Below are 20915 nucleotides of genomic sequence, written 5' to 3'. Positions count from 1 at the left end.
ACAGAGACTGCGTGTGCCGGGTATGGCTGGCGCGTCGGGGGCTGGTCGGGGCATGTGGTTCAAGGTCGAGCAAAAGCGATCGTCGGTTGGACAGAAATACGTCGTCAGATGTAACTCCGAGATCGCTGGCAAGCCGGTCGTGGAGGAGCGATCCGCCAAGGGCACGACAGAAGCACGCAAGACCGCGGAAATCCTGGCCTCGACGCTGAATGTCACTGCGACGGTCTACGGCACCGATGCCGACGGTGAATTCGTTCACGGCGTTTATGAAGTCTCGGAAGGCGCAGCCGTCGCCACCAGCCCACTAATCAAGCGACTGTTTGCCGAATCGGCGGCGGCCTCGCTGACGCTGAAGGATCAGCTGCTCGCCGATATCCCGGAAGACACGATCAAGGGCTTCGCCACGATGTCCGCCGCGCTGGGCTACATTGTTGCCCAGCATAAGCAGATCAAGCGCGCGGCCACGCCGCAGATCGGTTACTCGACGCTGTTTCGCATTTTCTGCGGCAGTAGCGATGCCAACACGCTCTCTTTGCCGACAAACGACGCCACGATTGCGATTCTGACGCGAAAACTGTCGGATTTGCCAGGATGGATGTGGCTCAGCGAACTTCCGGGCCTTGGCTCCGCAGAGCGGAGCGCCGTCATCCCCGTCTGGCGGGCAAACAAGGTGACACTCACCATCGACGGCGAGTTGCAGGTGATCCGGCCACGGACGGTGTTTCGAGGTACGGTTCCCGAAACCGGCGCGCAGTTCATGCTGGTGGTCCAGATGGGCGAGCGCAGGCTCGGTCAAGCCCCGCTCGACAGCGTCGGATTGGTCTATCGCGAGGAAGACGAAAGTGCTGTCGTCGCGACCGTTCGCCAGTTGCTGCTGGAGTCCAATCCCTTCAAGGACCGGGTTGTGCTGATCAACCGTGACCTGCGGACTGTCCGTTCGAAGATGTCCGACCGCTCCTGGAACGATGTCGTTCCGCACGAACACGTTCGCGCCGAACTCGATTTCATCGCTGCGTCGATCCGCAATCGCGAGATGCTGAAGGCCGAAGGCCTGACCATCAAGCGTGGACTTCTGCTGTCCGGACCGCCCGGTGACGGTAAATCCACGGCGATCGAGTGCTTTGTCAACGATATCGCCGGTGAAGCCACCGTGCTCATCGTGGAGGCGGTCGAACACATTCGGGCGGTATACCACCTCGCTCAAACATTGGCGCCGGCTGTCGTGATCCTCGAAGACCTCGACTTGATGACCAAGAGCCGACAAAATCCCTACTCCTACGCAGCGACAAGCAAGGACGATCTCACTGGCGAACTCCTTCAGGTGCTGTCGGGAGGCTCCGCTTACGACGACATCGTCACCATCGCCACGACAAACCACCCGGAGGCCATCGACGAAGCCCTGGCCAAGCGTGCGGGACGGTTCGATGCGCATATCCGGATGGGTTATCCAAGTGAAGCCGACAAGCAGCGCATTCTCGACCTCTATCTCGATCGGTTCGGGGTGAAGGACGAACTGACGCGACGGCGCCTGCAACAAACCCTGAACCGAGACCTGGGACGCCTCCACCTCGTCCCGGCACACATCGAGGAGTTCGTTAAGGCAGGAATCAAACGTGCTCGATTAGCCCACCGTCCGCCTGAATATCTGGACTTCGAACCAGGGGTCGAAGCCACCAAATCTATTGCAACCCAGAAACCGGCAGCATCCTGATCAATAATCGCTCCGCGTACGCCTCTCAATCTCGTCGGGCGTGTGGTTCTCGCCGATCGACATCGCGCAGATCCGCGACAGATGCAGATAGGATAGCCCGGTCTCCTCCGCCCAGGCGTTGAACTGCGCCTGCACCTTGGCGAGATCGCGCTTCGACTTGACCTCCTCGGCAATATCGAGCCCGGCATCGCGCAGGCAGGCGACGACGTCGCGTGAGGTGACGAAACCGTCCCAGCCGAGAAAGCGCAGCAGCATCTGTCCGGTGTTGCCGCCGAGCCGGCTGCCGCGCTTGGTCAGCAGATCCAGCAACCCGATCTCGTCCGATGACGGCCACGCCGCGAGGAATTTGCCGAAGCTGCCGTGCTCGCGCGCGACCTCCTGCACGAAGCGGCCATTGTCGCGCACCGACATGATCTTGGCGCCGTTGCGCACGATCCTGGTGTCGCTGGTCAGCTTCTCCCAATATTCGTCGGGCATGAAGGCGAGCTTGGCGGGCTGGAAGCCGAGAAAGGCATCCTCGAAGCCCGGCCATTTGGCGTCGATCACGCTCCAGGCGAAGCCCGCGCAGAACACGCGCCTGGTCATCTCGGCCAGCACGCGGTCGTCGCCGAGCTTTGCCAGCGCCTTGGCGCCCGCCGGCGGCCGCAGCAGTTTCTCGAGCGCCTTCGGCCCGCCCTTGCGCTTCTCGGCGCGCGAGCGGATCACCTTGAATGATGTCACGTCGCCCTCCCCCTTTTTATCCTGAACATCACAGGTAACGGTAATTCGCCCGTCGCATCGTGGCAAACCGGGAAGTTGCTTCAGCCCTTGCAAAACGCGGCAGGCACGGCATGGTTGTGACCGATGCCCGCCAAACCCGACGCCAGCAACGACGACACCAGTGAGACGCCGCATTATCACGGCCATCGCGAACGGCTGCGCGAGCGCTTCTACGCCGCCGGGCCGGACGCGCTGACCGATTACGAGCTCTTGGAGATGGCGCTGTTCGCCGCGATCCCGCGCCGCGACACCAAGCCCTTGGCCAAGGCGCTGTTGAAGAAGTTCGGCTCCTTCGCCGAGGTCGTGCATGCGCCCGTGGCGCGGCTGCGCGAGGTCGACGGTGTCAAGGATGCCTCGATCAATCAGCTCAAGCTGCTCGCCGCGGCAGCGGCCCGGATCGCCAAGGGCGAGATCAAGCGCAGCATCGCGCTGTCGTCCTGGAACGACGTCATCGACTATTGCCGCACCAGCATGGCGTTCGCCGACAAGGAGCAGTTCCGCCTGCTGTTCCTCGACAAGCGCAACCAGCTGATCGCCGACGAGGTGCAGCAGACCGGCACCGTCGATCACACCCCGGTCTACCCCCGCGAGGTGATCAAGCGCGCGCTCGAACTGTCCGCGACCGCGCTTATCCTGGTGCACAATCATCCCTCCGGCGACCCGACGCCGTCGCAGGCCGACATCCAGATGACGAAAGCGATCGTCGACATCGCCAAGCCGCTCGGCATCGCCGTGCATGATCACATCATTGTCGGCAAGAACGGGCATACCAGCCTGAAGGGCATGAAATTGATGTAGTCTCGCTGCGTTGAGACGCGTCGCACCACCGCCGGTCCCTGCCCACATCGAGGCGCCTCCACGGAGATGATCATGTCGAATGGTCCCAGCGCGGTTCTCTCTTTCGACGAGATCGACGCGATTGCACGTGACGCCGTTGCAGAAGGACAGGCGGACCGCAAGCAGGCTGCATCGCAGAAGATCCAACCACTACGAAAGGCCCAGCGCCACCAGCCTGAGGCCGCGATGGCGTTGTTATGGATTGTCGACGAACGAAGCCTCGCGAGGGAAGAGGCGGCCGACATTCTTGCGGAGATAGCCGACGCCCACGATGCCGACATCGCTATCCTCTCGAGGCTCGGCCTGTGCCTCGAAGCCGTCCGCGACATCGACGATCTGAATGCGCCTCCGCCGGAACACCCGGTATTTCAGACGATGGTCGCAAAGCTGGGCCGCCTCGCCAGGCGCTACGAGGGGCAGCCTGAACAGGAGCAAGTCCTGCGCGGGCTCGCCACGTCGGCGCGAATGATGGCGCGCCAGCACGATGCGATCGCCGAGGACAGTCTTCGGAGACTGATCGAAATCGATCCGCAAAAGAGCGCACATCATTACAATTTGGGGCTGTTCTACAAGACGCGCGGCAGATTCGCCGAAGGCGTGGCGGCAAACCGCGCCGCTGCAAGTCTGTCGGAGGAGGCTGTCGACAGCACCGAATGGAACCTCGGCATCTGCGCCACGGGCGCAAGCGACGCCGCGACCGCGTTGGGCGTGTGGAAGCGCATGGAGCAGAAAATCGAGCATGGACGCTTTGGGTTGCCGGAGGGTGGATATCCGGCTTGCAAGGTAAGGCTTGCCGCCCGTCCCCTTGCCGAGCGGACGGCAGATCGTGATGACCCAGGCGAGGAGGAGACCGTCTGGATCGAACGATTGAGTCCGTGCCATGGCATTATCCGCAGCGTGCTGTACCGCGATCTCGGCGTCGATTATGGCGACGTCATCCTCATGGACGGCGCCCCGATTACGCATCACACCTATGGCGAGCAGCAGATACCGGTCTTCCCGCATCTTGCAACGCTGCTGCGCCGGAATTACCAGTTCTTCGCTTTCGCGGGCACGCAGCAGACGGCACGGCAATTGGCCGACATCAGCGAAGAGTTGGACGGTGACGCCGTGATCTATTCGCACTCGGAGAGCTTCAAGATCATGTGCGCAAATTGTTGGCGCAACCCCGATATCGATCACGCTGAGCACGAGACAATGGAAAAGCACGTCGTCGCCGGCCGCATTGCCGCGTCTCCCGACATCGCGCCTGCCCAGCTTCTGGACATGATCGACAAGGCGATCGCAGAACGCGGAAGCTGCCAGCTTTATGCACCCGATCTTTGCGCCGCAGCGGGACAATCGGCGCGCGAGCGGATCGACCGACGGCGGTTTGCGCTGCTGACGGGCAACTAGTGCGATCGTCCTGGCACGAACAGGCATGCGAGTTTGAAGGGGGTGCGGTTGATGCAAGCGCCGCCGTCGTCCTGGCGAAAGCCAGGACCCATTACCACCGCATTCGGTGATGAAGCGGATCGTGGTGCCGGCGTCGTGCAACAATTGAGATTTGGGGTAATGGGTCCTGGCTTTCGCCAGGACGCCACCGAGTGTGTCGAACGGCCTGTGGATCAAACATTGGAATTCTCGCGACATGCCGCCCTTGGCCTGCCCTTGCGTCACACGATCCATGACAACTGCCGCTAACCTAGCCAATGCAACGTTTTCCGCGCGGCGGCGTTTGTTGCAGGTTGATTTGCTAGTTCCAGGATGGCTTTGTCGCAAGCCTTGGGGGACCGATGTCCGATTTCGTGATCGAGGAAGGGCTGCCCTATCCGCTGGGCGCCCATTGGAGCGGCCACGGCACCAACTTCGCGGTGTTTTCCGCCAACGCCACCAAGGTCGAGGTCTGCCTGTTCGACGGCGAGCGCGAGACACATCGCTTCGAGCTGCCCGAATATACCGACCAGGTGTTTCACGGCTTCATCAACGGCGTACAGCCCGGCACGTTCTACGGCTATCGCGTCTACGGCCCCTACCAGCCCGATGGCGGCCACAGGTTCAATCCGAACAAGCTGCTGCTCGATCCCTATGCCTGTGCCCATGCCGGCAGCCTCACCTGGAATCCGGCGGTGTTCGGCTACAAGATGGAAACCGGCGACGATTTGACCTTCGACGAGCGCGACAGCGCGCCGTTCATGCCGAAATGCGTGGTGGTCGATCCCAATTTCGACTGGGTCCAGGAGGCGCAGCGGCAGGACGTGCACTGGGACGAGACCGTCGTCTACGAGACCCACGTCAAGGGTTTTACCAAACAGCATCCGGGCATGCCTGAAAACCTGCGCGGCACCTACGCCGGCTTCGGCTCGAACGCGGCAATCGATCATCTCAAGGCGCTCGGCATCACCTCGGTCGAGCTGCTGCCGGTGCACTCCTTCATCAACGACAGCAATCTGCTGGACAAGCACCTCACCAATTACTGGGGCTACAACACGATCGGCTTCTTCGCGCCGGATCCGCGCTATGCGGCCGACGTGCCGAACAGCCTGCGCGAATTCAAGGAGATGGTGTCGCGGCTGCATGGCGCCGGGCTCGAAGTCATTCTGGATGTCGTCTACAACCACACCGCCGAAGGCAATGAGCGCGGCCCGACGCTGTCGTTCAAGGGCATCGACAATGCGAGCTATTACCGGCTGCTGCCGGACAAGCGCCGCTACTACATCAACGACACCGGCACCGGCAACACGGTGAACCTGTCGCACCCGCGCGTGATCCAGATGGTAATGGACAGCCTGCGCTACTGGGCCGGCCACATGCATGTCGACGGCTTCCGCTTCGACCTCGGCACCATCCTGGCGCGCGAGGTCTATGGCTTCGACGAGCAGTCCGGCTTCCTGAAGGCGATGAACCAGGACCCGCTGCTGGCCACCGTCAAGCTGATCGCCGAACCCTGGGACTGCGGTCCCGGCGGCTACCAGGTCGGCGGGTTTCCCGCCGGCTGGGCGGAATGGAACGACAAGTACCGCAACACCGTGCGCGATTTCTGGCGCGGCGAGGCGGCGCCAGGCAGCCTGGCGCCTCGGCTGCTCGGCTCGCACGATGTGTTCAACCGCGAGGGCCGCCGCACCTGGGCCAGCGTCAACTTCATCACCGCGCATGACGGTTTCACGCTGAACGACTGGGCGAGCTACAACAACAAGCACAACGAGGCCAACGGCGAGAACAACAACGACGGCTCGTCCGACAACCACTCCTGGAATTGCGGCGCCGAGGGCCCGACCGACAACCCCGAGATCCGCACGTTGCGCGAACGCCAGAAGCGCAACATGCTGGCGACGCTATTGGCCTCGCAGGGCACACCGATGCTGCTCGGCGGCGACGAGTTCGGCCGCACCCAGCGCGGCAACAACAACGCCTATTGCCAGGACAACGACATCTCCTGGTTCGACTGGAATTTTTCCAACGACGCCAACAAACTGCTCGCCTTCACCAGGCGGATGATCAAGCTGCGGCGCGACTATCCGATCCTGCGCCGCAGCCGCTTCCTTTCCGGCGATCGCGATCAACAGCTCGAGATCCGCGACGTGGTCTGGATCAGCACCTCAGGCGTGGAGATGACGCAGGCCGACTGGACCACCGGCTGGATCAAATGCTTCGGCGTCGTGCTCGACGGCCGCGCCCGCAAGACCGCCATCGCCCGCGCGGGCGAGGACGACACCGTGCTTGTGATCCTCAACAGCTATGAGGGCGAGGTCTACTTCAAGCTGCCGCCGACGTCCGCCGGCCCGCAGTGGTCGCTGCTGCTCGATACCAATGCGCCGGAGCAACCGGCGGGCGCGCAGTTTGCGTTCGACAGCACGTACAAGACGGCCGGGCGTTCGTTCGTGCTGCTCACCGCCGGTGAGGTGAAGTAGCTCCGTAGCCCGGATGAGCGAAGCGACATCCGGGGCCGGCGCGCCGCAAGCTCCCGCATGTCGCTTCGCTCATGCGGGCTACGAAGCCACGCCTTCATCCGGGCTACAAGCCAGCCTTCTCCTTCCCCTGAAAGGGGGAAGGTCGGGATGGGGGTCAGCCACAGGCGACGCTCTATGCGGAGAGAGCAGATCCCCACCCGCTTTGCTCTGCCGAGCAAAGCGACCTCCCCTTTTCAAGGGCAGGTTAGAGCCGTTCGCCTCTACTCACACCGTGCAGCCTGAACGATCTTCGCCAGAACCGCACGCGGAATGGCGGATTACGCTTCGCTAATCCACCCCACGCTCCCCACGTCCACCCAACATCCCCTCCCCGCGACGCCGTCGGCCAATTGACATTCGCCGTCGGGGTGCCAGACTTCGCGGAAAATTAGGGGTGGAGACCTCTGGATGGCCAATCTTTCGGCCTCAAATCACGTCGCCCGTGTTTTATCGGCGGCCAATCAGGTGGCTGGCGTCGACACCGAGGCGCGGATTGCTGCGTCCTGGCGGCGCTGCGTGGTCAATCACAACCTCGATCCGGCCCGGCGCGGACCTCCGCAGACCCTGACCGAAGCCGAGGTCCGGCACATCGCCGAACCGATGGAGGATTTGATCCAGGTCGCGATCCCCGAGCTCGAAGATCTTGCCCGGGTGCTCCACGACTCCGGCTACTGCGTCAACCTCGCCGATCCGAACGCCACGATGCTGGTGAGCCGCCTGCCCGGAGGCGACTACGCGCGGATGTTCCTGGAATGGAAGATCTACACCGGCTCGAACTTCGCCGAGACCTTCGAGGGTACCAACGGGCTCGGCACCGCGCTCGCCGAGCAGCGGCCGATCATCGTGCATGGCGACGAGCATTTCCGCGAGCAGTGGCACATGTTCACCTGCGCGGTGTCGCCGCTGTTCGACCATGCCGGGCGGCTCGCCGGCGCCGTCAACATCTCCTCGTGCCGCAGCGATCTCGGCCGCAGCGCGCATGAACTGGCGCTCGCCGTCACCACGGAGGCGACGCGGCGGATCGAGCAGTCGTTCTTCCGCCGGCGCTACCGCGCCTCATGGATCGCGACACTGCCCGGCGACGGCCACGGCATGCTCGCCTATGACGACGACCGCCGCGTCGTCGGCGCCTGCCGCACCGCGCGCGGCGAGTTTGGGCTGACCGATGCGATGATCGATGACGGCATCGATCTGTCGCGCCTGATTCAGCTGGACGATCGCGCGACGCGGGCCGCGGACGAGCCGGTCACGCTGCGCCGGGCCGACGGCACGCCATGGGGCCGTGGCCGCGTGGCGCCGCCGGCGCGCGCGCGTGTTTCCCGCCCGCTGCCGGCGCCGTCGCGCGCGAAGCGCCGGTCGGACAGTTTTCCGGCCTGCACCGGCTCGCGGGCCGCGATCCCGTGCTGATCAAGGGCGTGAAACGGCTGATGACGGTCGGCAATCTCGATCTGCCGATCCTGCTGCGGGGCGAGACCGGCGCCGGCAAGGACGTGTTCGCGCGCGCCATTCACGCGGCCAGCAACCGCGCCGGCCGCAACTATGTCGCGCTGAACTGCGCGGCGATGCCGGAGAGCCTGATCGACGCCGAGCTGTTCGGCTACGAGGCCGGCGCCTTCACCGGCGCGCGGCGCGAGGGATCGAAAGGGCTGATCGTGCAGGCCAGCGGCGGCACATTGTTCCTCGACGAGATCGGCGACATGCCGCTGTCGCTGCAGACACGTCTGCTCCGCGTGCTGGAAAACCGCGAGGTCTGGCCGCTCGGCGCGCTGAAGCCCGTCGGCGTCGACATCCGCCTGATCAGCGCCACCCATCGCGACCTCGCGCGGATGGCAGAGGACGGCAGCTTCCGCTCCGACCTGTATTACCGGCTGCGCGGCATGGAGATCCGGCTGCCCGCCTTGCGCGAACGCGCCGACCGCAGGGACATCATCGTGCAGATCGCCGACGAGGAAGCGCCGCACTGCCGCATCGCGCCGGATGCGTGGGTGCAGCTGATGGCCTATCCCTTCCCCGGCAACATACGCCAGCTCCGCCACGTGCTGCGGCTCGCCGGTGCCACCGCCGAGGGCGGCGTCATTACCGAGGCCGATCTCGATTTGCCGCCGGTCGGAGCGCGCGGTGCGGAGGCCGATCACACAGCGAGCGAGCGCGCCGCCATCGTCGATGCGCTGCGGACCAATGACGGAAGAGTGACGGACGCTGCCAAGGCGCTCGGGCTCAGCCGCGCGACGTTGTACCGGAAGATCAAGGCGTTAGGGATCGAGCTGGACAGTTAGACCGGAAGCGCACCTCCTGTTCCGGCCGCGCGGGAACGGTGTTATCATACGCTTTTCATTCAACGCCACGGAGCGGGTCCCATGACACGGTTTCCCCTCGCTGTGGTCGTTGGCCTGGTTGCCGCGACCATTTCGCAGCCTGCCGCCTCGGATTCTACTGAACAACGATTGGGCAAAGTCCATTTTGCGACATCCTGCAAACCGGAAGCGCAGGAGGCGTTCGATCGCGCCATGCTGTATCAGCATTCGTTCTGGTACAGCGCATCGCGACGCACCTTCGAGGAGGTGCTCGAGGCCGACCCGCAATGCGCTATCGCCTATTGGGGGATCGCGCTCAGCTATCTCTACAATCCGCACGGGCCGCCGCCGCCGGAGAACCTTCCGCTCGGCCTCGAAGCCGTGAAGAAAGGCCAGGCGCTGGGTGCGAACACCCCGCGCGAGCGGGACTACATCGATGCTATCGCCGCGATGTATGTCGACTACGACAAGGTCGATCACCGCACCCGCGTGCAGAGATTCCTCGCGGCTGAAGAGCAGGTCGCGACGCACTACGCCGACGATGACGAGGCGCAGATCGCCTATGCGATCACGCTCAACGTTGCGGCATCCCCTACCGACAAGACCTATGCCAACCAGCTGAAAGGCGCGGCGCTGCTCGAGCCGATCTTCAAGCGCCAGCCCGAGCACCCCGGCATCGCCCACTATCTGATCCATCTCTACGACTATCCGGCGCTCGCGGAGAAGGGCCTGCCCGCGGCGATGCGCTATGCCAAGATCGCTGAACGCGCGCCGCATGCCCAGCACATGCCGTCGCACATCTTCACGCGCGTCGGCTACTGGAAGGAGTCGATCGCCTCGAACAAGGAATCCGCGCGCATCGCCAAGGAAGACGGCGAACAGCAGGATCAGGCGCACGCAATGGACTACCTGGTCTACGCCTATCTGCAGCTGGGCCAGGACAAGGAGGCGCGCGCGGTGGTCGACGAGCTCGGCAAGCTCGAGTTCAAGCTCGATCGGTTCGCCGGCCCTTACGCAGTCGCGGCAAGCCAGGCCCGGTATGTCTTCGAGCGGGGCGACTGGAAGGGCGCTGCTGCGCTTGCAGTGCATCCGACCAAGTACGCCTACGCGGATGCCATCACCTATTTCGCGCGGGCGGTCGGCGCCGCGCGCTCCGGTGACTCGGCCGCCGCCAAGGCCGATATCGGAAAGCTTGTCGAGCTGCGCGACAAGTTGAAGGACGCCAAGGACGCCTACTGGTCCAACATCGTCGACATCCAGCAGCAGATCGCGAGCGCCTGGGTGCTGCACGCCGAAGGCAAATATGACGAGGCGCTCGGCGCGATGAATGCCGCCGCGGAGGCGGAAGACAAGACCGAGAAGCATCCCGTCACGCCGGGACCGCTCGCGCCGGCGCGCGAGCTCTACGCGGCGATGCTTCTCGATCGCGGCAAGGCCGCCGACGCGCTCGCCGCCTATGAGGCCGTGCTCAGGAAGGAGCCCAACCGGCTGGCGGCCTATGTCGGGATGATCAAGAGCGCCAGGGCGTCCGGCGATCAGGCCAAGACCCAGGAATGCGCTGATCAGATCGCCCGGCTCACTGCGGATGCGGATCTGTCGAGGCCGGAGCTGATCGAATTGCGCCAGACAACCGGAAGCAAGCTGTGATGCCGCTCACGACATGGCGCAACGGCGGTGCGGCGCTGCTCGGCGCCGTTGCGCTGTCACTTTGCGACGTGCCTGACCTCGGCGCGATGGAGATCCTCGGCCAGGCCGGCGTGCTCGGCGAGTGGGAGCTGACCGGGCATCTCACCGAAAGCGCGCCGGGCACGCCCAGGCAATTCTCCGGACCGCTGAAGATGAAGCATGTCGGAATTTGCGCCCAGGATGGACCCGAGGAACGCGCCGGAGAGATCCGGCTGCAATTCACGGGCACGGATTCGCAGGTGACGGCCGAACTGGTGCTGGACGGCGCGCCCTGCACCTACAGCGCCAGCAAGTCGCACAATTACGAGGGCACGCTGTCCTGCGAGGGCCGCGCGCCTGTCCCGCTGCTGGTGTGGCTCAAATAGAAGTTGCCGTTGAGATCTGTCGCGGCTTCAGGAAAACTCGTTCCAGCTGACGCGGCGGGCATCGATGTCGCCAAGCACGACCGGATCATGGATGTTGCGCACGCTTTGGAAGCCAGAGCGCAGATAGATCAGCGGATCGACCGTGGTCACGGCGCGGACATGCTGCACTTCGCCGATGAAGATCGAATGGGTCTTGGTCTCGAGCTCCTGCGCCAGGACGCAATCGAACGCCGCGACGGCATCCTCCAGCACCGGGGCGCCGGTCGCGCCGGTGGTCCAGCGGCCGAAGCCAAAGCGGTCGTCGCCATTGACGCCCTTCTGGCCGGAGAAGGTCAGCGCCAGCAGCGCGTGGTCCTCGTTCAGGAAGTTGATGACGAAATGGCGCTCCGCGCGGATGCGCTCATGCGCGCTGGCATTACGGTTAACGCAGACCAGCACGGAGGGCGGATTGTCCGACAGCGAGCAGGCGGAGGTCACCGTCAGGCCGGTGCGCTGCCCCGGCTCGCGGCCGACCGTCACCAGCGCCACCGCGCCCGCGCAATGCCGCATCGCCTGCTTGAAACTCTGTGCGTCGACCGTCATGCCCTGACCCTGAACCGAAATCCTTCCGCTAAAGATATGCGAGGCAGGGTGCGAGGCAAGCCCCGCACCCCGCCTATCTGTCATGCAGCTTTCTCGAACTCGGCGCCGAGGTGCTTGAGCCGCGGCATCACCTCGTTCTTGAGCAGATCCAGCGAGTGCCGCCAGGCCTCCGGCTTGTGCTTGTAGTCGAAGCCGAACACGCAGAGCACGCCGAAGCCGCCGACCTCCCGGTAGATCTTCTCGATCTTCTCGGTGACCGTCGCGGGCGAGCCGACGACCCAATTCCGGCGCGCGCAATATTCGACGGTGACGTCGCTGTCGGGCACGTCGGGCGCGTGCTTCAGATAGTCCTTGAAGCCGAAATGGCCGAGCAGCGGCAGGAAATACTCGCCCATCATCCGACCCATCATGTCGCCGGTCGACAGCCTCCACGCCTCCTCATCGGTATCAGCCACGAACACCTCGCGCACCAGCCGCCAATCCCTGCGGCTCGGCTTGCGGCCGGTCTTGGCCGCGCCGGCTTCCACCGAGTCCCAGTGGCTGCCGACATAGGCCGGGTTGAGGTTGAGGCTCATCGGGATGAAGCCGCGCTCGCCTGCGAGCTTGAGCGTGTCGGAATTCTTCGACAGGCCGGCGACGCCGATCGGCGGATGCGGGCCCTGTAACGGCTTGATGTGGGGCTTGAGGAAGTCGAACATCGTGTCCGGCTTCGACACCGTCCAATACTTGCCCTTGTGCGTCCAGGGGCCCGGCTCCGACCACATCTTCAGGATGATCTCGAGCGCCTCGCGGGTCATGTCGCGGTTCTGGCCGGACATGCCGTCGACATTGAACATCGCCCAGTCGCTCGGCAGGCCCGAGGCGGCGACGCCGAAGTTCAGGCGGCCGTTCGAGAGATGATCGAGCATCGCCACGCGGTTCGCGAGCTCCGCCGGGTGATGATACGGCAGCAGGAAGCCGCCGGGCCCGATGCGGATGTTCTTGGTCTGCAGCAGCGCCTGCGCGACCAACAGGTCGGGCGACGGATGCGGCTCCCACGGCGCGGTGTGATGCTCGCCGATCCAGGCTTCCTGATAGCCGAGCTCGTCGAGCCAGCGCAGCGTCTGCAGGTCCCAGTCGTGGCCCTCTTTCAATCCGCACTCCGGCGGGTGCGAGGGCATGGTGAAGTAGCCAAGCTCCATGTGCGTTTCCTTCCTTCGCTTGTGTTTCAGTCATGCAATGCGTCTTGCCGCGCATTCGAAGATGCGTTGAGCAAGCGCTGTGCCAGCGTGGAAATCGCAGGAGAGCAGGAGAAAGGCGGCGTTTTCGGCCAGGTGCAAGCCATGCCTCGGGCCCAGCGAGGCCCTTGCCGTCTCACCGTCGCGAGACGGTGTCGCAGCGATGAGACGGACGCGGCGTCGGAAATCAACCGGCCGCGCGGCGCGGCAGCTTGTTGGAATCCGGCTCCGACGGCGCGGGAAGCTGCATCAGGATGGTCTGGCCCATCGAGGCGATCTCGATGCCCTCCTCCTGGAAGCGCCGCTTCATGCGGCGGTTGAATTCGCGCTGCACCGACCAGCGCCCGCCGTCGGTGCAGCGGATCTGGCCGACGATGGTCACGACCGAGCCGTCGACCTTATCGACGCCCCACAATTCGAGATCGCCGCGGATCAGCGCGCGATACGCCGTCTCCTGGCGCATCCCGGCGACGATGTCCTTCAGCACCTCGCCGGCGCGATCGGTGTCCTCCTTGTAGGACACGTTGACGCTGACCGCGGCATTGCCGGCGCCGCGGCTGGCATTGGTGATCGTCGTCACCGCGCTGAACGGCACGATATGCACCGAGCCGTCGCCGGCACGCAGCCGCATGGTGCGGATCGAAACGTTCTCGACCACGCCCGACAGGCCCGACACCGTGACGGTGTCGCCGACCTGCACGGTGTTCTCGAGCAGCAGGAACAGCCCGGTGATCAGGTCCTGCACCAGCTTCTGCGAACCGAAGCCGATCGCGATGCCGACGATGCCGGCGCCGGCGAGCAGCGGCGCGACATTGACGCCGATCTCGCTGAGCGCGGTGAGCCCGACCACCGCGACGATGATGCAGAACAGCGCGGTGCGCAGCATCGGCTGGAAGGTGCGCAGGCGCGCGGCGCGGGCGAAATGCCCCTCGCGCGACAGCGTGTCGATCTGCCGGTCCATCAGCGCATTGGCGACTTCCCAGATCACGGCCGCGGCGAGCGCGGCAATGCCGATCGTCACCAACGCCGAGATCAGGCGAGAGCCGATCTGGCCGCCATAGAACCAGACGATGGCATCGACGCCCCACACCTCGAGCAGCGCGACGAAGCCGACCAGGGCGATCACCGCCGTGACCACCTTGCGCAGCAGCGGCAGATAGCGGTTGGCGCGGGTCTCGAGCCCCGGGAAGCGCTGCATCAGGTCCGGACTGATGCGGAAGCCGCGATCGATCAGGCTCAGCACCACCATGGTGACGAGCCGGGTGACCAGCAGCACCGCGACGGTGCCGACGAAATATTGCAGCAGCAGCGAATAGCCGTTGCGGATGTTCAGCGCCCACACCGCCCACAGCGCGAGATCGAGCGCGATCGCCAGCACATGCCAGAGCGAAGCGAGACGATTGCGCGTCCGCGCCGCGAGGCCGGTGCGATCGGCCGGCGCGCGGATGACGTCGGCTACCTGGCGGCGGCACTGCAGGATGATGACGACGACGAAGAGGTGCACCACCAGCATCACGAGCCGGAGCAGCGCGGCGTAGCCGGCGTGGGACAGCCCAAGCAGCAATGCGACATTGGCCAAGCAGATCCCCGAGACCCCGACGGCGACGATGCGCCGCGCCCATATCTCGATATAGGCTGCGGTCTCGGCACGGACGCGGACCAGGCCGAACGGGCCGGCCAGCGCGCGCACCGCACAGATCAGCGCGCGCGAGAAGGCATAGGCGTTGATCACCGCGAGGATCACGAGCCGCGTGGTCGACTGATTGCCGATCTCGGTGCTGAGCAGCGCGGCGGCCACGCTGAGAAACACGACCACCGGCAGCAGCTCGAGCACGAGGCGCCCGAGCACGAAAGGCAGCCGGACCAGCGACTGCCAGGCCCGTGCAAGGCTGAGCCGGCGGCGATGCAGATCGCCCTCCGGCGTGACGTCGGCAACCGACGACGGCGGATCGGCGCTGGCGAGCGCCTGCACCGGCACGCGCGCGGTCTGCGGCAGCCGCGCTTCAAGGAACGCGACCGGCCGCTTGATCAGGCGGAACACCACCCATTCGGCCGCCAGCGCGCAGCCGAGCACCAGTGCCAGCTTCCAGGCGATGTCGATCATGAGGCCATAGGCGGTCGGATCGTTGGCGGTGCGCAGGAACCAGTAATAGAACGCCGGGAAATGCGTCAGCGTGCGCGCCACGTCGGCGACCTCGCGCGACATCTCGCCGACCTGTTCCGACACCATCAGCAGAAGCTGGGCACCAAGGCTGTCCGCGCTGAGCGGGATCGGCGAATGCTGCTCGGGCGCCGGCTGCGCGGCCGCCTGCGGCGAGGCATTGGCGATGGCGCGCAGCGTGTTGATGATCTCGCCGCGCTTCTTGTCGTCCTGCAGCGTCTCGAGCGCGCGCTTCGCCTGCTCGGGCGTCAGCGCGTCGCCGGTAGCGGGTTGCGGCGGCGCCGGCTTGGCAGCGGGCTGCGCCAGCGCGGGCGAGACGAACAGGCTGAGGACGAGAAGGATCGCAAAGCGAAGTTTGTGCGACACGAGGGCCTCTTATTAAAATAATTGCGCGACCGCAGATCCCCGGGGGGACTCTGCTCTCGCGCTCGCGCCATGTCGGATCGCCCCTTTTCGCCTTGATGATGTGTCGGAAGTTTGCTGCTGCGACGACCATCTCTTGGCATTTGCCGCAACACGATCGTCACAAGTGTTGAGCGCCGTTTACGCATGGCGGGCGGGGCAAGCCGAGCCGGCCAAATCGGCTCGCCACACGCCAGGGCTGAGGCCGGACAATCTTTCGCTTGACGCACAGCCGCCGCCATGATGTTCTTATTTTGTTCTTTCTGTTTCCAGTTGCGTTTCGGAGGCCTCATGCACGACGTCTTTGCCGATGACGGTCCGGTCCAGCTCTTCATTCACGACGACGGCGAGACGCCGCTGGAATTCGTGCAGGACCTGCTGCGCACGGTATTCGGGAAATCCCAGCAGGAAGCCATCGCTACCGCTGCACTGATCGAGGCCAGGGGCGCTGTTCCGTGCGGCCCCTATCCGGGCGCCGTCGCTCGGGCAATGTTCAACAGCGCCAAGTGGCTGATCCGCTCCAACGGCCACCCGTTGATGATCACGAGCGAGTCCGCCGATGCCAGCCGCCCCTGCGATCTGTGCGAAGCCCCGAAGGCCGTGACGGAGATTATTCTCTCCGGCACGACGGCCTCGCTATGTACGGACTGCCTGCTCGCCGCGCGTCGCAGCTCGGAAGAATTGCCGAGCCACGAGTTTCGATACGCCTTTGTTGCGCTCGACTGGCATTTCACCGGCGTGTCGCGCAACCTGATCGTGACGCGGGCACGCCAGTTTCCAGGCCACATGCGTGCCGACGTTCAGGTCGCGATCGACAAGCTGCTCACCGACCCGATCCACTTCTTCGGGATCCATGAGGAATACCGTTACGAGACGATTGGATTTGCGTCCCTGATGAAGGACAGCCGCAATGCGCCGGCGATCGCGCCTCCTCAGTATCAGGACGTCGATATCGGCGAGCCCGAGCCGGTGAAATGTCTCGTCAACGGTTTGTGGCTGTGCCGGTCAGGCACGTTACGCTACGCCGTTCTGCTGACCTATCATCGTGAATATGACCGCGAACCCGCCGTTCGGATCGAGATCGCATTGCCGGCAGGCACGGCCGGCGATGCCTTCGTACAGCCGACCTTTGCCGCGCTGGAAGCCGCTGTCCACGCCGCGCGATCCTACCGCGGCAAGATACTCTCGCTCGAGGGTGGTTCGGACTATCGCGGCCGTTCACGCGGCGTGACCGTGCATCGCCTGCCGACGGTTGCCCGCGATGACGTGATCCTGCCGGAGCGGACACTGCGGCTGCTCGACCGCAACGTGCTCGGCTTTGTCCAAAGCCGCGATCTGCTGCGCAAGCTCGGGCAGTCGACCCGCAAGGGCATCCTGCTCTACGGCCCGCCCGGCACCGGCAAGACCCACACCATTCGCTATCTCGCCACCAATCTGCCTGATCACACCACGCTGATCATCACTGCCGAACAGGTCGGCCTGCTCGGCGCCTACATGAACCTCGCCCGCCTGCTGCAGCCGGCCATGGTCGTGATCGAGGATGTCGACCTGATCGCGCGCGACCGCGAGGACATGGGCGGGCCGTGCGAGGAATCCCTGCTCAACAAGCTGCTCAACGAGATGGACGGCCTGAAGGAGGATTGCGACATCCTGTTCCTGCTGACCACCAACCGCCCCGAAGAGCTCGAGGGCGCGCTGGCCGGCCGGCCGGGCCGCATCGACCAGGCGATCGAAGTGCCGCTGCCCGACGAGACCGGCCGCGGCAAGCTGGTCCGGCTCTACGGCAAGGGCCTGCCGCTCGAACAGCCCGTCATCGACGAAGCCGTACGACGCACCGAAGGCGTCAGCGCCGCCTTCATCAAGGAGCTGATGCGCCGTCTCGCCCAGGCCAGCATCATCCGCGACGGCGGCGGGCGGGTCACGACCTCCGACCTCGACGGCGCGGTCAGCGAAATGCTGTTCGACGGCGGCCGGCTCAACGCCAAGCTGCTCGGCGGCGCGCAGGGAATGAGTGCGGGGTGACGAAGGCACAGCGCATCCAAGGCGGATTGCCGCTTTCCCCTATCTCAAAAATGAGATATCCTCCGCGATGTCCTGGAGCGTCGAAATCCTCAACGAGGTCGTCGTGGAAGAGATCGCGGCGCTGCCAGCCGACATGCAGGCGCGTTTCATCCGCCTTTCGGAGCGCATTGCTGCCGCTGGGCTGGAAAGTCTGGGTGAACCGCATGTGAAGCATTTGGCCGGCGCGTTGTGGTCGTCCGCGCGTTCGTGAAGAAGTCCCAGAAGACGCCACCGGGTGAGATCGAGTTGGCGCTGCGGCGGGCAAAGGAAATCACATGACGATACCGTTCGAAAAACTCAAGGCGCGCCTGTTGGCCAATCCGAAGGTTCGGGCGGAATACGATGCGCTCGCGCCTGAGTTCGAAATCGCTGCCGAGTTGCTCAAGGCGCGTCGGCGCGCCGGACTGTCGCAGTCCGAGCTGGCGGCCAAGATGGGCACTAGTCAGTCAACTATCGCTCGCCTCGAAAGCGGCCAGACGCTTCCAAGTACCAAGACGTTGTTGCGATTTGCCAAGGCAACCGGCAGCAAGTTCCAGATCCGGCTCTCAGCCGCATAGGGTCTGCTAAGGCCGCACACAGCGCGGGCAACCGGTCGATCCGTCACCGCGGCAGCAGCAGGTCCCGCTCCCCCCGCGCGACGCGTGCAAGCTCGTCGGACATCCGCGTCAGCACGCCCTCCCAGGCCTGCGGTCTGTCCTGGCGGAACAGCCGCATGGTCGGATACCACGGCGTGTCGGCGCGGCCGCGCAGCCAGCGCCAGTCGAGCGCATAGGGACACAGCATCCAGACCGGGCGGCCCAGCGCGCCGGCGAGATGCGCCACCGAGGTGTCGACGGCGATCACGAGATCGAGCGCACAGACGGCCGCGGCGGTATCGGCAAAATCGCCGAGCATCGGTGCAAGGTCGACGATATCGGCACCAAGGCCGCGCAGCACCGGGGCATCGTCCGGCCGCGGCTCCTTCTGCAGGCTGTAGAGCTGGACGCTAGGTGTGACCAGCCGCGGCAGCACGGCATCGGCCGGCAGCGAGCGCTGGCGGTCGCCCTTGTGCCTGGCATTGCCGGCCCAGACCACGCCGACCTTCAGCGCGGGCTCGCCGGCGAGCGCCTCGCACCAGCGCGCGAGCTTGGTGGCGTCCGCCTGCAGATAGGACACGGCAGCGGGAATGGTCTCGACGGTGGTGCGGAAGATCCGCGGCAGGCTCAGCAGCGGCAGTTGCAGGTCGAACGGCGGCAAGGGCTCGCCGCGCGCGAACATCGCGACATCGGGCAGCATCGGCCGCAGCAGCGCGACCAGCGCCGGCTGCACCTGCAGAATGATCCGGCCGCCTTTGCCCGCCAGCATCGGCACATAGCGGACGAAATTGATGGCGTCGCCGAGCCCGTATTCGGCAAACAGCAGCAGCGTGCGTCCCGCCAGCGGCTCACCCTGCCATTCCGGCTCGTCGAACACGGGATCGCCTTCGCTGAGCATCTTGGTCTTGCGGCGCCACTGATACTCCTCAAAACCCTCCTCGAACTCGCCGTTCATCAGGAGGAAATGCGCGTGGTTGTAATGCGCCAGCGGCTGTTCGGGATCGAGCGCGATGGCCCGGCGCGAGGCCACGAGAGCCGCATCGATCTCGCCGGCATTGCGCAGCGCGACCGCAAGATTGGCGTGGCCCTTGGCGTAATTGGGTTCGAGCTCGATGGCCCGCCGATGCGCGGCGACCGCCGCCTCGACCAGATTTTGCGCCTCGAAGATGATTCCAAGATTGGCGTGCGCGGCGGCGTAGTCCGGCTTGAGCGCCAGCGCCAGCTCGGCGCAGGCGATGGCGTCATCGACCTGTCCGAGCTCGAACAGGCAGGCGCCGAGATTGTTGAGGATGACGTGGTCGGACGGATCGCGGGCCGAGACCTGCCGATAGATGCGGACCGCCTCCTCGCGCTCGCCCAGCTCGTGCAGCACCATGGCGAGCAGGCGCCGCGGCGCGAAATTGTCGGGCTCGAGCGCGATCGCGCGGCGATAGTGCAGGACCGCGTCCTCCAGCCGACCCAGGCGGTAGAGGGCCGCACCGAGGCCACTATGCAGCCCGGGATGATCGGGATCCGCGCCGAGCCCGCGGCGATAAGCGGTGGCGGCGGCGGCGTGCTTCTTCTGATCGGTCAAGGCATTGCCAAGGTTGAGCCAGACGCCGCGATAGGCCGGATCGCGCGCGATCACCTCGCGATAGGCCTGCTCCGCCTCGACCGGCCGCTGCTGCCCGGCCAGCGCAACCGCGAGGTTGAACCGCGCCCGCGTCAGGCCGCCATCGAGGGCGATCGCGCGGCGAAACGCCGCCTCGGCCTCGTCGAAGCGTGACAACTCGCACAGCGCAACGCCGAGCTTGATGTGCAGGCCGGCATCCTTCGGCCGCAATGTGATGCCGCGCTGGAACGCCGCCACCGCGCCCTCGTGCTCGCCCTTCACGGCGAGCGCATCACCGAGCGTGGCGAACGCCGGTCCGTGATGCGGATCGAGGCTGAACACCCGGTTCAGCAGCACCGCGCCTTCGGCGGCGCGATCGGTCACGAAGGCGATGACGGCGGACAGATGCAGCGCCGGAATATGGTCGGGATCGGCAGTGAGGATATCGCCGCACAACGTGCCGGCCTCCGTCGCGCGGCCCGCGCCATAATGCGCCACCGCATCCAGCAACATCCGATCAACAGCCACACTGCCCACGATACTGCCCCCGCCTCTCAAGACCCCGATGGGGATTAAACGGGCGGTGGCGAGAATTCCGGCACGCGAATCCCGATTGCTCTCTTACCTCCCCTTGAAAAGGGGAGGTCGCTTTGCTCGGCAGAGCAAAGCGGGTGGGGATCAGCTCTCTCCGCGAACAGCGGTGCCTGTTGGCTGGACCCCCATCCCGACCTTTCCCCTTTCAGGG

General features: G+C 65.1%; 16 protein-coding genes and 1 pseudogene. 11 read left to right on the top strand and 6 right to left on the bottom strand.

The annotated features are described in order from the left end of the window. The first annotated feature begins 52 nt into the window (after nt 1–52). Nucleotides 53–1711, top strand: coding sequence for an AAA family ATPase (locus tag ACVIGB_RS35410; RefSeq protein WP_456719181.1), 1659 nt, complete (start codon nt 53–55; stop codon nt 1709–1711). On the opposite strand, the gene ACVIGB_RS35405 is transcribed toward ACVIGB_RS35410, so the two are convergent. Beyond that, the gene (locus tag ACVIGB_RS35405; RefSeq protein ID WP_456719182.1) at nt 1712–2431 is read right to left on the bottom strand and encodes a DNA-3-methyladenine glycosylase I; all 720 of its coding nucleotides are present in this window, start codon (nt 2429–2431) and stop codon (nt 1712–1714) included. It lies immediately after the preceding gene. Nucleotides 2432–2554: 123 nt separating this feature from the next. Between ACVIGB_RS35405 and radC the strand changes: the two genes are divergently transcribed. Then, on the top strand, nt 2555–3268 hold the full coding sequence (gene radC, locus ACVIGB_RS35400; protein WP_456719183.1) for a RadC family protein: 714 nt from the start codon (nt 2555–2557) through the stop codon (nt 3266–3268). 234 nt (nt 3269–3502) lie between these two features. Here radC and ACVIGB_RS35395 read toward each other — a convergent pair whose 3' ends face one another. Then, complete coding sequence (locus ACVIGB_RS35395) at nt 3503–3853, bottom strand: hypothetical protein (protein WP_456749262.1); 351 nt, start codon at nt 3851–3853, stop codon at nt 3503–3505. 9 nt (nt 3854–3862) lie between these two features. Between ACVIGB_RS35395 and ACVIGB_RS35390 the strand changes: the two genes are divergently transcribed. The 5 genes and pseudogenes from ACVIGB_RS35390 to ACVIGB_RS35370 all read left to right on the top strand — a co-directional run bounded on the left by ACVIGB_RS35390 (nt 3863) and on the right by ACVIGB_RS35370 (nt 11581). Then, complete coding sequence (locus tag ACVIGB_RS35390; protein WP_456719185.1) at nt 3863–4702, top strand: hypothetical protein; 840 nt, start codon at nt 3863–3865, stop codon at nt 4700–4702. Between the two features lie 380 nt (nt 4703–5082). Next, complete coding sequence (gene glgX, locus ACVIGB_RS35385; RefSeq protein WP_456749261.1) at nt 5083–7197, top strand: glycogen debranching protein GlgX; 2115 nt, start codon at nt 5083–5085, stop codon at nt 7195–7197. Between the two features lie 447 nt (nt 7198–7644). Then, nucleotides 7645–9512 (top strand): annotated as a pseudogene (locus ACVIGB_RS35380) (sigma-54-dependent Fis family transcriptional regulator). An 81-nt stretch (nt 9513–9593) separates the two neighbouring features. Further along, nucleotides 9594–11177 (top strand): hypothetical protein, encoded by a 1584-nt coding sequence (locus ACVIGB_RS35375; RefSeq protein WP_456749260.1) that lies wholly within the window; start codon nt 9594–9596, stop codon nt 11175–11177. Beyond that, a complete protein-coding gene (locus tag ACVIGB_RS35370; RefSeq protein WP_456719189.1) occupies nt 11177–11581 on the top strand; it encodes a hypothetical protein in 405 nt (134 codons plus the stop codon). Before ACVIGB_RS35375 ends, ACVIGB_RS35370 begins: the two co-directional genes overlap by 1 nt. A 27-nt stretch (nt 11582–11608) precedes the next feature. Here ACVIGB_RS35370 and ACVIGB_RS35365 read toward each other — a convergent pair whose 3' ends face one another. The 3 genes from ACVIGB_RS35365 to ACVIGB_RS35355 form a co-directional block, all read right to left on the bottom strand. Further along, nucleotides 11609–12163: a flavin reductase family protein gene (locus ACVIGB_RS35365; RefSeq protein WP_092122778.1), complete on the bottom strand. Its 555-nt coding sequence runs from the start codon at nt 12161–12163 to the stop codon at nt 11609–11611. Between the two features lie 80 nt (nt 12164–12243). Then, nucleotides 12244–13344, bottom strand: a complete 1101-nt coding sequence (locus ACVIGB_RS35360; protein ID WP_092122775.1) for an LLM class flavin-dependent oxidoreductase — start codon at nt 13342–13344, stop codon at nt 12244–12246. Nucleotides 13345–13567: 223 nt separating this feature from the next. Next, nucleotides 13568–15907: a mechanosensitive ion channel domain-containing protein gene (locus ACVIGB_RS35355; protein WP_456719190.1), complete on the bottom strand. Its 2340-nt coding sequence runs from the start codon at nt 15905–15907 to the stop codon at nt 13568–13570. A 327-nt stretch (nt 15908–16234) separates the two neighbouring features. On the opposite strand from ACVIGB_RS35355, the gene ACVIGB_RS35350 reads away from it, so the two are divergent. The 4 genes from ACVIGB_RS35350 (at nt 16235) to ACVIGB_RS35335 (ending at nt 18561) form a co-directional block, all read left to right on the top strand. Then, the gene (locus ACVIGB_RS35350) at nt 16235–17965 is read left to right on the top strand and encodes an ATP-dependent Clp protease adaptor ClpS (RefSeq protein WP_456749259.1); all 1731 of its coding nucleotides are present in this window, start codon (nt 16235–16237) and stop codon (nt 17963–17965) included. A 67-nt stretch (nt 17966–18032) separates the two neighbouring features. Continuing rightward, a complete protein-coding gene (locus tag ACVIGB_RS35345; RefSeq protein ID WP_456719192.1) occupies nt 18033–18215 on the top strand; it encodes a type II toxin-antitoxin system RelE/ParE family toxin in 183 nt (60 codons plus the stop codon). After that, on the top strand, nt 18194–18283 hold the full coding sequence (locus ACVIGB_RS35340; RefSeq protein ID WP_456749258.1) for a type II toxin-antitoxin system RelE/ParE family toxin: 90 nt from the start codon (nt 18194–18196) through the stop codon (nt 18281–18283). Before ACVIGB_RS35345 ends, ACVIGB_RS35340 begins: the two co-directional genes overlap by 22 nt. Continuing rightward, on the top strand, nt 18280–18561 hold the full coding sequence (locus ACVIGB_RS35335; protein ID WP_456719193.1) for a helix-turn-helix domain-containing protein: 282 nt from the start codon (nt 18280–18282) through the stop codon (nt 18559–18561). Before ACVIGB_RS35340 ends, ACVIGB_RS35335 begins: the two co-directional genes overlap by 4 nt. 43 nt (nt 18562–18604) lie before the next feature. On the opposite strand, the gene ACVIGB_RS35330 is transcribed toward ACVIGB_RS35335, so the two are convergent. Further along, complete coding sequence (locus tag ACVIGB_RS35330; RefSeq protein WP_456725001.1) at nt 18605–20683, bottom strand: tetratricopeptide repeat protein; 2079 nt, start codon at nt 20681–20683, stop codon at nt 18605–18607. Nucleotides 20684–20915: the final 232 nt, after the last annotated feature.

The sequence above is a fragment of the Bradyrhizobium sp. USDA 4341 genome, from assembly GCF_054063755.1.
Note: the sequence above shows the minus strand (reverse complement) of the source record. Positions and strands in the feature narration are given on the sequence as shown.